This is a genomic window from Candidatus Pelagibacter sp. PS_31 (genome assembly GCF_059417865.1).
On record NZ_CM182069.1, the window covers coordinates 444892 to 456492 of the forward strand.

The following is an 11601-nucleotide window of genomic DNA, read 5'->3' on the forward strand; positions in this document are numbered from 1 at the left end:
ATGCTTTATTTTGCTTACGGAAGTAATCTTAATCATTTTCAAATGAAAAGAAGATGCAAGGACAGTGTCTTTTTAAAAAAAATTAATTTAACTAATTTTAAACTAACCTTTAGAAGCAAATATAGAGCTGCTGATATAGAACCTAAAAAAAACTCAATTGTTCCTGGTGCTTTATTTGAAATATCTAAAAGTGATGAAAAAAAATTAGATGTTTATGAAGATTATCCAGTTCTATATAAAAAATATTATTTTACTTATTATGGTAAAAAAGTAATGACCTATACCATGACTAAAAAAACTTTATTTGCATATCCAACAGAACGATATTTAAATGTTGTAAAGAGAGGTTATAAAGATTGTAATTTAGATAATCGTATTCTTAAAAAAGCATTAAAAGCTTAATTAAAATATTGATATGATTTGCTAACAAAAAGAAGTTGAGTTATAAATAAAAAAAGTTAACAAATGAAAATAGTACATGCCCTCGTGGTGAAATTGGTAGACACAACGGACTTAAAATCCGTGCCTTTTTGGAGTGCCAGTTCGAGTCTGGCCGAGGGCACCACTAGATGAAAGACCTTCTTAGAAGACTAATAAGTAAATTTTCAAAGTATTCAAAAATTTATGAAAATTCTTTCGATTTATTAAGAATTATTAATTTTCATAATATAGATGTGGTTCTTGATGTAGGGGCAAGTTGGGGTGGTTATGCAAAAACATTGAGACGATTTGGTTATAGAAAAAGAATTATATCTTTTGAACCAGTAAGCAAAACACATAGTAAACTTTTAAAAAATTCTTTGAATGATGCTAATTGGCAGGTACACAAAAAAATAATTATTTCAGACAAAAAAATAAAGAAACTTTTTATTAATGTTTCTAAAGACTATGATAATTCTTCTGTATTAAACCTATCTAAACTTCATAAAGAAAATCATCAAAACTCTAAATATACACATAAAGAAGAAGTTGAGAGTGACACGTTAGATAATTTAATAAATTATTATTCATTGAATAAAAAGAATTTAATGCTTAAAATTGATGTCCAAGGAAGTGAGATGAATGTATTAAAAAGTGCCATAAATAATTTATCAAAATTTAAACTAATTCAAATAGAATTAAGCTTACAAACATTGTATGAAGGACAAACTTTATATAGAGAAATCTTAAATTTCATGAATGACCATAATTATGATATTTGGAATATTTTTCCAGGTTATAAAAAAAAGTTAGTTGGTCAATTATTTCAATTTGATGCTGTTTTTTATAATAAATATAATTATAAATATTAATTAAATAATGAATATCAGGAACGCCATCGTGGTGAAATTGGTAGACACAACGGACTTAAAATCCGTGCCTTTTTGGAGTGCCAGTTCGAGTCTGGCCGAGGGCACCACTAAATGAGAGATAAAGTATATTTAGTATTTGATAAAACTAAAGTCTCTCTTAAGATTAAATCAATTCTTATTAAAAAAGTTAACATTACATCTTTAAGAAAGTCCAACATAATAATTGTTTTAGGAGGTGATGGTTTCATGCTTCAAACTTTAAAAAAATTACATATATATAAAAAACCTTTCTATGGAATTAATTCTGGGAACTATGGTTTTTTGATGAATAAGTTTTCTAATAAAAACTTTATTAAAAATTTGAATATCTCTAACAGTGTAAAGATTTATCCTCTACAAATGACTGTGACTAATAAAAAAGATCAAACAAAAAAATCAATAGCTATCAATGAGGTGTCAATATTAAGACAAAGTAAGCAGGCATCATCAATTTCGATTACCGCTAATAAGAAAAATATTATTAAAAATCTAATCTCTGATGGCGTGTTAGTTTCAACACCGGCAGGTAGTACAGCTTATAATTTATCAGCACATGGACCAATTTTAAATTTAGATTCAAGAAAATTAGCAGTAACTCCGATTAGTCCTTTTAGACCTAGAAGATGGAAGGGTACAATTATTAGTGATAAATCTAAAATTTTAATAAAAAATTTAGATACAAGTAAAAGACCTATTAGTGCTGCTGCAGACAATTTTGAGGTTAGAAATGCAAAGACAATTAAAATTCAAGCCAATAAAAAAATTAGCTTTGAATTATTATATGATAAAAATAACAGTCTTCACAAAAAAATAAAGATTGAACAAACACGTAAAGAAACTTCAAATAATTAAGTGATGGTGCCCCCGCACGGAGTCGAACCGCGGACCTATTGATTACAAATCAATTGCTCTACCAGCTGAGCTACAAGGGCATAACCGATTTCTATTAATAAATCTTATACTAATCAAGAATTTTTTTTCAAATAACTTAAATGATGAAACACAATCGCTGCACTATTCGAGATATTTAAGCTTTCTACATCTTTATTTATATCAATTTTAACAAAAAAATCTGTGTACTTTCCAGTATGCTCTCTCATACCAAAACCTTCAGATCCAAACAAAAGAACATTTTTCCCTTCCCATTTGATATCTGTAAAGTCTTTTTCTCCTCTTGCATCAAACCCATAAACCCAAAAATTCTTTTCTCTTAAATTTTTAAGTGTTGAATTTATGTTTGATACTTCAAAAATATTAATATGCTCCATGCATCCACTTGCGGCTTTATACATAAGCTTACTATCAGACGGGAATTGTCTTTCTTTAACTATTAATCCATCTATATGAAATGAAGAAGCACTTCTAATTAACGATCCAATATTTCTAGGATCCGTTACTTCATCAATACAAACAAATGTTAATTTATTTTTTCCTTTTATAAATTCTTTTAAGTCGGGTTGATCAATATGCTCAACTTCTGCAATGTACCCACCGTGCATAATTTGATCTTTAGAGGTATACTTATCTAATTCTTTTTTTGATTTAAAATAAACTTTAACGTCTTCAAGGACATTTTTCTTTGGGTTCTTTCTATGAATATTTTTTTTACTTTCTTCCGTTAAAAAAACTTTTAAAACCTTTCTTTTTGGGTTTCTTAAAGCCTCAATTACAGCATGTTGACCAACGATTAAAAAAGATGATTTATTCATAAAATTATCTTTGTTTTATACGTATTTTCCTCCATTTTCACAGTAAATCTCGTGTTGCAATTGCATAATAAAAATATATAAAACGCATGTTGTTTGAAGCTTTATTGAGCAAGGGGACACTTCCCCAAAAAGGAGGGGTTCCAGAGCGGTCAAATGGGGCGGGCTGTAAACCCGTTGACTTCGGTCTTCGAAAGTTCGAATCTTTCCCCCTCCACCAATCAATAAAATTTTTTATAACAATGGAGTGTTATTCTTGATGTTGTGCGGGTGTAGTTCAATGGTAGAACGCTAGCCTTCCAAGCTGGATGTAAGAGTTCGATTCTCTTTACCCGCTCCAAGAAAAAAAGAAATTATTAATAAAACTAAAACTGAGGTAAAAACGTAATGTCAAAAGAAAAGTTCGTAAGAAATAAACCACACTGTAACATCGGTACAATTGGTCATGTCGACCACGGTAAGACAACATTAACAGCTGCTATCACAATTACATTAGCAGAACTTGGTGGAGGAAAAGCTGTTGCTTACGATCAGATTGATAAAGCCCCTGAAGAAAAAGAAAGAGGGATTACAATTTCAACTGCTCACGTTGAATATGAAACTGAAAAAAGACACTACGCACACGTTGATTGCCCAGGTCACGCTGACTATGTAAAAAACATGATTACAGGTGCAGCTCAAATGGATGGAGCTATCTTAGTGGTTAATGCTGCTGATGGTCCTATGCCTCAAACTAGAGAACACATTCTTTTAGGAAGACAAGTTGGTATTCCTGCAATTGTTGTTTACTTAAATAAAGTAGATCAAGTTGATGATAAAGATATGATTGAACTTGTTGAAGAAGAAATTAGAGAACTTTTAACTTCATACAAATATCCAGGTGATAAAACTCCTATCGTTAAAGGATCTGCATTAGCTGCTGTTGAAGGCAGAGATGAAGAAATTGGAAAAAATTCTATTGTAGAATTAATGAAAGCTGTTGATGAATTTATTCCTCAACCAACTAGAGATATTGACAAGCCTTTCCTAATGCCTGTTGAGGATGTTTTCTCAATTTCAGGTAGAGGAACTGTTGCAACTGGAAGAATTGAATCTGGTGTTATTAAAACAGGTGAAGAAGTTGAAATCGTAGGAGTTACTGCAACTAAAAAATCAGTTTGTACTGGTGTTGAAATGTTCAGAAAACTTTTAGATTCAGGTGAAGCAGGTGATAACGTTGGTATTCTATTAAGAGGTGTTGAGCGAGATGATATTCAAAGAGGACAAGTTCTTTGTAAACCCGCTTCAATTACACCACACACTAAATTTGAAGCTCAGGCTTATGTACTTAAAAAAGATGAGGGTGGAAGACACACTCCATTCTTTACTAAATACAGACCTCAGTTTTACTTTAGAACAACTGATGTAACTGGAGAAGTTACATTACCAGCTGGAACTGAAATGGTTATGCCTGGTGATGATGCTAAATTCACTGTTACATTAATTACTCCAATTGCGATGAGTGAAAAATTAAACTTTGCTATTCGTGAAGGTGGTAGAACAGTTGGAGCTGGAGTAGTAACTAAAATTATAGAGTAAACTCTATAGGAGTGTAGCTCAATTGGTAGAGTGCCGGTCTCCAAAACCGGAGGTTGAGGGTTCGATTCCCTCCGCTCCTGCCAATAAGCTAAACAGTATATTATGAAAAACCCGATAAAATTTATCCAAGAAGTTAAACAAGAAGCTTTTAAAGTTTCTTGGCCTACAGGAAAAGAGACAATGCAAGGTGCATTAATGGTATTTGCTATGGCAGTTATTATGTCTCTTTTCTTTTTGCTTCTTGATCAAGTACTTAAATTTTTATTGGAAGCTTTACTAAAGGTAAGTATTTAATGAAAAATTGGTATATTGTTCAATCTCACTCAAATTTTGAGAATAAAGTTGCTGGATTAATTAAGGAAGAAGCTGAAAAAGCAAAAATTTCTGACAAAATTGAAGAAATTGTTGTTCCAACACACGATGTAACAGAAGTAAAAAGAGGAAAGAGAATTCAAAGAAAAAAGAAATACTTTCCGGGTTATGTTTTGATTAAAAGTGAAATGGATAATGACCTTTATCATTTAATTAAAAACTTAAAGCGTGTAAGTGGGTTTTTAGGTTCAAAGGGCATTCCAGTTCCTGTTTCTGATAAAGAAATAGAAAAGATTTTAGGACAAATAAAAGATGGTGTAGCTCAGCCAAAATCTGGTATAGAATACAGCATTGGTGAAAAAGTTCAGGTCGTTGACGGTCCTTTTGCATCATTCAGCGGTATGGTTGAAGATATAGATGAAGAGAAATCAAGACTTAAGGTTTCAGTTTCAATATTTGGGAGACCAACACCAGTTGATTTAGAATATAACCAAGTAGAGAAAGCAAGTTAATGGCAAAAGAAATTAGTGGATATATAAAGTTACAAATTATGGGTGGCCAAGCTAATCCAGCACCACCAGTTGGTCCTGCGTTAGGTCAACGTGGAATTAATATAATGGAATTTTGTAAAGCTTTTAACGATAAAACAAAAGCTTTTGCTGGAAAACCAATTCCAGTAGTAATCACTGTTTATAAAGATAAAAAATTTGATTTTGAAATTAAATCACCGCCAGCATCACATTTTATTAAAGAAGCTGCCAAACTTAAAGGTGGATCTAAAGAACCAGGCAGAAGTATTGCTGGATCAATTACAAAAAAACAAGCAGAAGAAATTGCAACCCAAAAGATGAAAGATCTTAATGCTCACGATCTCGAGCAAGCGGTAAAAATTATTGCAGGATCAGCAAGATCAATGGGGATAGAGGTTAAAGACTAATGCCATCAAAAAGATTTAAACAATTGCCTGAAAAAACAAAAGATTTAACTGCTGATGTTATTGAAAATTTATTAGCGACTGTTAAAAAAAATTGTACTACAAAATTTGATGAATCAATTGACTTGAGCTTTCAAGTAAACAACAAACAAAAAAAAGGTGAAGTAAATATCAGAACTGTAGTTAACTTACCTGGCGGAACAGGTAAAAAAGTGAAAGTAGCTGTTGTTTGTGAGGATACAAAAGCTAAAGAAGCCAAAGATGCTGGTGCTGATGTAGTTGGTAGCGATGAATTTATAGATAAAATTAAAGCAGGTGAACTTAATTTTGAAAAATTAATCTGTACACCAGGTATGATGGTTAAATTATCTAAGCTTGGAAAAGTTTTAGGACCAAAAGGATTAATGCCTAACCCTAAATTAGGATCAGTTTCAGAGGATATTAAGCAAGCTGTAACAAATGCTAAATCTGGACAAGCAGAAATTAGAAACGATAAAGATGGAAATATTGGTGTAAGTATAGGTAAGAAATCTTTTCATGATGATCAATTACTTAAAAATTTTCATGCTATTTTAGATACTTTAGAAAAAGAAAAAGGAAACCTAACTTTAAAAGGTGATTTAATAAAAAATACTTTTATAACGTCAAGCATGGGTGTTTCGTATAAAGTTAAATTAGGAAAAGCTATATAGTTATGATGAACAAGGAACAAAAAAAGAATTACATTAGTGAAATGGAAACACAGTTTCAGAATAATGAAGCTGTAATGGTAACTCACTACCAAGGACTTACAATGTCTCAACTTGATGAACTTAGAGCGCAAATGAGAGAACATGGCATTAAGTTCACTATAACAAAAAATAGAATTACAAAAATTGCACTAGAAAAAACTAAGTGTAAGGAGCTATCAAATTTATTTACAGGCGCTACTGCAGTTGCTTTTTCTAATGACGCGATAATATCAGCTAGAATTTTATCTAAATTTGCCAAAACAAACGAAAGTTTGAAACTTTTAGGTGGAATTATGGGTAATGAGGTATTAGACCAAGCTGCAGTTCAAAATGTAGCAAATTTACCAACACTTGATGAAGCAAGAGCTAACCTTGTCGGAATTTTGGCTACACCAGCATCAAAATTAGTAAGTATTTTACTTGCACGATCCGAAAAAATGAGTAGTTTGAGCCCAGAAAATTCTTAAAAAACAACCTAAAGAGTAAAAAAAAATATGCCTGATCTAAATAAAATTATTGAAGACTTATCAAGTTTAACTGTTGTTGAAGCAGCTGAACTTTCAAAACAGCTTGAAGAAAAGTGGGGTGTTACAGCTATGGCTGCAGCAGCACCAGCAGCAGCAGCAGGTGGAGCAGCTGAAGAAGCAAAAGATGATTTTACAATCATGTTAATTTCTGCAGGTGATAAAAAAATTAATGTTATTAAAGAAGTTAGAGCAGCAACATCTTTAGGTCTTAAAGAAGCAAAAGATTTAGTTGAGGGTGCACCAAAAGAAGTTAAGTCTGGTGTAAACAAAAAAGATGCTGAAGAGATCAAGGCTAAGTTGGAAGCAGCTGGCGCAAAAGTAGAACTTAAATAAATTAATTAGAAAGATTTCATAACTGGTTAATTTATTAATCAGTGATTAGTAATAAATGCAATTATCTTTTACTCAAAAGAAAAATGTAAGAAAAAGCTTTGGAAAGCTTGCGGAAACTTTATCTATTCCAAATTTAATTGAAGTTCAAAAAAATTCATACAAACAACTTACTGATTTTGACAGTGAAGCTGGAGATTTATCAAAAGGATTTGATAGAGTTTTTAAAAGTATTTTTCCGATAGAAGATTTAAATGATAAAGCCACATTAGAATACGTTTCTTATAGACTTGAAAAACCAAAATTTGATACTGAAGAATGTATTCAAAGAGGATTATCTTTTACGTCAGCACTAAAATGTACTTTAAGATTGGTTGTTTACGAAATTGACCAAGAAAACAATACTAAAGATATTTTATCTGCCAAAGAGCAGGAAGTTTATATGGGTGAAGTGCCTATGATGACTGATAGTGGAACTTTTATAACAAACGGTGTTCAAAGAGTTGTTGTAAACCAAATGCATAGAAGTCCCGGTGTTTTCTTTGATCATGATAAAGGCAAATCACATGCAAGTGGTAAACTATTATTTAATTGCAGAGTTATTCCTAACAGAGGATCTTGGTTAGATTTAGAATACGATGTTAAAGATTTTTTATATTTTAAGATTGATAGAAAGAAAAAAATATTTGCTTCAACTCTTTTGATGGCTTTAGGTTTAACTAAATCAGAAATTGCTGATGAGTTTTATGATAAAGACACTTATTCATTTGATGCAAAAACAGGAAAATGGAAAACAAAATTTAATCCTGAAAATTACAAAGCAAAAAATTTTTCTGAAGAAGTTACTGATGCTAAAACAGGAGATGTTGTAATTAAACTTGGTGATAAAATTAATTTTTTAACTGCTAAAAAGTTAGCTTCAGATGGGCTTAAAGACATTCTAGTATCTCAAGAGTCTTTAATTGGAAAATATTTACATAATGAAGTTAAAGTTAGTGATGATGAAGAAGAAGGTACTTTTGGAATAGGTACAGAGTTAAATGACGCCATTATTAAGCAAATTTTAGAGGCTAATATTAGCTCAATTGAAATTTCTATTACTAATTCTATTAATAAAGGACCTTATTTATTAACAACAATATTAAATGATAAAAATAATTCAAAAAATGATGCAATTACTGAAATTTACAAGGTTTTAAGACCAGGTGAACCGCCAACAGTTGAGATTGCTACACAGATATTTAACAACTTGTTCTTTAGTTCAGACAGATATGATCTTTCTGATGTTGGTAGAGTTAAGATGAACTCGAGACTTAACCTTGAGTGTTCTGATAAAATTACAATTTTAAGAAATGACGACATAATTGCTATCGTTCATAAAATGTTAGATTTACGAGATGGTAAAGATGAAGTTGATGATATTGATCATTTGGGCAACAGAAGAGTAAGATCTGTTGGTGAACTTGTTGAAAACCAAGCGCGTATTGGTGTTTACAGAATGGAAAGAGCGATTAAAGAAAAAATGACAACTCTTGATATTGAATCAGCAATGCCACAAGATTTGATTAACGCAAAACCATTAACAGTTTCTCTTAAAGATTTTTTTGTAAGTTCACAACTTTCTCAATTTATGGATCAAACAAATCCATTATCAGAAATTACACATAAAAGAAGAGTTTCAGCTTTAGGACCAGGTGGGTTAACTAGAGAAAGAGCTGGATTTGAAGTACGTGACGTTCACCCAACTCACTACGGAAGAATTTGTCCAATTGAAACGCCTGAAGGACCGAATATTGGTTTGATTAATAGCTTATCTACTTATGCTAAGATTAATAAATATGGTTTCATTGAAAGTCCTTATAAAAAAGTTCTAAACGGTGTAGTTCAAGATAAAGTTGAATATCTTTCAGCAATGGAAGAAACAAAATATACAATTGCTCAAGCTAATGCAAAAATAGATAAATCTGGAAAAATTTTAGAAGAACTTGTTCCTTGTAGAGAAAATTTAAACTTCGTTTTGTCAAATCCAAGTAAAATTGATTATATTGATGTTTCACCTAAACAATTAGTTTCTGTTGCAGCCTCTCTAATCCCTTTCTTAGAAAATGATGATGCGAACAGAGCTCTAATGGGATCTAACATGATGAGACAAGCGGTTCCTTTATTAAAACCAGAGTCTCCTTTAGTTGGTACTGGAATTGAAAGTGATGTTGCTCTTGATTCAGGTGTAACTATTGTTGCTAGTCGTGATGGTACAGTAGATAAAATTGATGGAAAAAGAATTGTAATCAAAGCAACTGAAGAAACAGATTTCACTAAATCAGGTGTGGATATTTATAACCTGCAAAAATTTAAAAGATCAAACCAAAATACATGTATTAATCAAAAACCACTTGTTAGAGTAGGTGATAAAGTTAAATCAGGAGATATTATTGCTGACGGACCATCTACTAAACTAGGTGAGTTAGCACTCGGAAAAAATGTGACAGTAGCATTTATGCCTTGGCAAGGTTACAATTTTGAGGATTCTATTTTAATATCAGAAAGATGTGTCACGGATGATGTATTTACATCAGTTCATATTGTTGAATATGAAGTTATGGCTAGAGATACAAAATTGGGTGAAGAAGAAATCACTAGAGATATTCCAAATGTAAATGAAGAAGCCCTAAAAAACCTTGATGAATCTGGAATTGTTTATATAGGCGCTGAAGTAAAAGCTGGCGATATATTAGTTGGTAAAGTTACACCTAAAGGAGATTCAGCATCTGGACCTGAGGAAAAATTATTAAGATCTATTTTTGGTGAAAAAGCAATCGATGTAACTGATACATCATTAAAAATGTCTCGAGGAAGCAGTGGAACGGTTGTTGATGTAAGAGTATTTAATAGACATGGTATAGAAAAAGATGAAAGATCTATTACAATTGAAAGAGCAGAAATTGATACTGTTCAACAAGACAAAATTGTAGAGGAAGAAATTCTAGAAAGAAGCATAAAACAAAGAGCTAATCAAATTTTATCAGGAGCTTCTTTATCTAAAAAAATAAAAGATTTAGACGAGGGCACCAAACTTGATCTTGAGACAATTAATAAAATTAATATTAACGATGTATTCAAAATAACAGTAGGCAATGTTAATGATGAAGCGAGTATTGCTCAATTAAAAGATCAATACAATCAAGCAAAACAAGATATTCAAGAAAGATTTGAAGATAAGGTTTTAAAAATTAGAAGTGGTGACGATTTATTACCAAGTGTTATGAAAATGGTAAAAGTTTTCGTTGCGATTAAAAGGAGATTAAGACCAGGTGATAAAATGTCAGGTAGACACGGAAACAAGGGTGTAGTCAGTAAAATTGTACCTGTTGAAGATATGCCTTATAGAGAAGATGGCAGACCTGTTGACATTGTATTGAATCCACTTGGAGTTCCAAGTCGTATGAACGTAGGTCAAATCCTAGAGACTCACCTTGGTTGGGCTTGTAAAGAATTTGGTGAAGAAGTTAAAAGATTAGTTAATGAAAATAATAAAAAATTTGAAAAAACTGAAAAAATTTCATCATTCCTAAAATCTGTTTATGGTAATGAAGTGTTTGATGGAGGAATTGACAAATTAAACAAAACCGAATTTTCAGATTTATGTGAAAACTTACAAAATGGTATAGCTATTTCAACTCCAGTATTTGATGGAGCTAAAGAAAAAGATGTTTCTGAAATGCTTGAGTTAGCAAAATTACCTACTTCAGGTCAAACTAACTTATGGGATGGCAGAACAGGTGAAATGTTTGATAGACCTGTAACCGTTGGTATTATTTATATGCTTAAACTGCATCACTTGGTTGAGGATAAAATTCATGCAAGATCTACTGGCCCTTATAGTCTTGTTACACAGCAGCCATTGGGTGGTAAAGCACAACTTGGTGGACAAAGATTTGGTGAAATGGAAGTGTGGGCTCTTGAAGCATATGGAGCTTCGTACACATTACAAGAAATTTTAACAGTTAAGTCAGATGATGTTGCTGGAAGAGTTAAAGTTTACGAAACAATTGTTAAAGGTGAAGAGAATTTTGAGTCTGGTATTCCAGAGTCATTCAACGTTCTAGTTAAAGAAATTAAATCATTAGCACTAAACATAGAGTTAAATTAAAT

The 11601-nt window shown here is 31.6% G+C and carries 12 protein-coding genes and 6 tRNA genes; 16 read left to right on the forward strand and 2 right to left on the reverse strand.

Annotated elements, in window-relative coordinates; translation table 11 throughout:
* The 5 genes from AC5SLN_RS02375 (at position 1) to AC5SLN_RS02395 (ending at position 2183) form a co-directional block, all read left to right on the forward strand.
* Positions 1 to 402: a gamma-glutamylcyclotransferase family protein gene (locus tag AC5SLN_RS02375; RefSeq protein ID WP_011282161.1), complete on the forward strand. Its 402-nt coding sequence runs from the start codon at positions 1 to 3 to the stop codon at positions 400 to 402.
* Between the two features lie 78 nt (positions 403 to 480).
* Positions 481 to 565: transfer RNA gene (locus AC5SLN_RS02380), tRNA-Leu, on the forward strand.
* Positions 566 to 569: 4 nt separating this feature from the next.
* Positions 570 to 1292, forward strand: a complete 723-nt coding sequence (locus AC5SLN_RS02385) for an FkbM family methyltransferase (RefSeq protein ID WP_494593966.1) — start codon at positions 570 to 572, stop codon at positions 1290 to 1292.
* A 22-nt stretch (positions 1293 to 1314) separates the two neighbouring features.
* Positions 1315 to 1399, forward strand: a tRNA-Leu gene (locus AC5SLN_RS02390).
* Between the two features lie 4 nt (positions 1400 to 1403).
* Positions 1404 to 2183, forward strand: coding sequence for an NAD kinase (locus AC5SLN_RS02395; RefSeq protein WP_494593968.1), 780 nt, complete (start codon positions 1404 to 1406; stop codon positions 2181 to 2183).
* A gap of 4 nt (positions 2184 to 2187) precedes the next feature.
* On the opposite strand, the gene AC5SLN_RS02400 is transcribed toward AC5SLN_RS02395, so the two are convergent.
* Positions 2188 to 2263, reverse strand: a tRNA-Thr gene (locus tag AC5SLN_RS02400).
* A gap of 33 nt (positions 2264 to 2296) precedes the next feature.
* Positions 2297 to 3040 (reverse strand): 23S rRNA (guanosine(2251)-2'-O)-methyltransferase RlmB, encoded by a 744-nt coding sequence (rlmB, locus tag AC5SLN_RS02405; RefSeq protein ID WP_018414179.1) that lies wholly within the window; start codon positions 3038 to 3040, stop codon positions 2297 to 2299.
* 131 nt (positions 3041 to 3171) lie between these two features.
* Between rlmB and AC5SLN_RS02410 the strand changes: the two genes are divergently transcribed.
* The 11 genes from AC5SLN_RS02410 (at position 3172) to rpoB (ending at position 11599) form a co-directional block, all read left to right on the forward strand.
* Positions 3172 to 3257 (forward strand) — tRNA-Tyr (locus AC5SLN_RS02410).
* A 46-nt stretch (positions 3258 to 3303) separates the two neighbouring features.
* Positions 3304 to 3377, forward strand: a tRNA-Gly gene (locus AC5SLN_RS02415).
* Between the two features lie 47 nt (positions 3378 to 3424).
* Positions 3425 to 4615 (forward strand): elongation factor Tu, encoded by a 1191-nt coding sequence (tuf, locus tag AC5SLN_RS02420; protein WP_271563404.1) that lies wholly within the window; start codon positions 3425 to 3427, stop codon positions 4613 to 4615.
* 7 nt (positions 4616 to 4622) lie between these two features.
* Positions 4623 to 4698: transfer RNA gene (locus tag AC5SLN_RS02425), tRNA-Trp, on the forward strand.
* A gap of 19 nt (positions 4699 to 4717) precedes the next feature.
* Entirely contained in the window at positions 4718 to 4909 is a 192-nt protein-coding gene (secE, locus tag AC5SLN_RS02430) for a preprotein translocase subunit SecE (RefSeq protein ID WP_006996799.1), read from the forward strand.
* Positions 4909 to 5439, forward strand: coding sequence for a transcription termination/antitermination protein NusG (nusG, locus tag AC5SLN_RS02435; RefSeq protein WP_006996800.1), 531 nt, complete (start codon positions 4909 to 4911; stop codon positions 5437 to 5439). Before secE ends, nusG begins: the two co-directional genes overlap by 1 nt.
* Positions 5439 to 5864 carry a 50S ribosomal protein L11 gene (rplK, locus tag AC5SLN_RS02440; protein WP_006996801.1) on the forward strand — a complete coding sequence of 142 codons (426 nt, stop codon included), beginning with the start codon at positions 5439 to 5441 and terminating at the stop codon, positions 5862 to 5864. The genes nusG and rplK overlap by 1 nt, the downstream gene beginning before the upstream one ends.
* A complete protein-coding gene (gene rplA, locus AC5SLN_RS02445) occupies positions 5864 to 6553 on the forward strand; it encodes a 50S ribosomal protein L1 (RefSeq protein ID WP_494593970.1) in 690 nt (229 codons plus the stop codon). The genes rplK and rplA overlap by 1 nt, the downstream gene beginning before the upstream one ends.
* A gap of 5 nt (positions 6554 to 6558) precedes the next feature.
* Positions 6559 to 7059 carry a 50S ribosomal protein L10 gene (gene rplJ / locus AC5SLN_RS02450; protein WP_006996803.1) on the forward strand — a complete coding sequence of 167 codons (501 nt, stop codon included), beginning with the start codon at positions 6559 to 6561 and terminating at the stop codon, positions 7057 to 7059.
* 27 nt (positions 7060 to 7086) lie between these two features.
* Positions 7087 to 7452, forward strand: a complete 366-nt coding sequence (rplL, locus tag AC5SLN_RS02455; RefSeq protein WP_006996804.1) for a 50S ribosomal protein L7/L12 — start codon at positions 7087 to 7089, stop codon at positions 7450 to 7452.
* A 55-nt stretch (positions 7453 to 7507) separates the two neighbouring features.
* Complete coding sequence (gene rpoB, locus AC5SLN_RS02460) at positions 7508 to 11599, forward strand: DNA-directed RNA polymerase subunit beta (RefSeq protein WP_494593972.1); 4092 nt, start codon at positions 7508 to 7510, stop codon at positions 11597 to 11599.
* Positions 11600 to 11601: the final 2 nt, after the last annotated feature.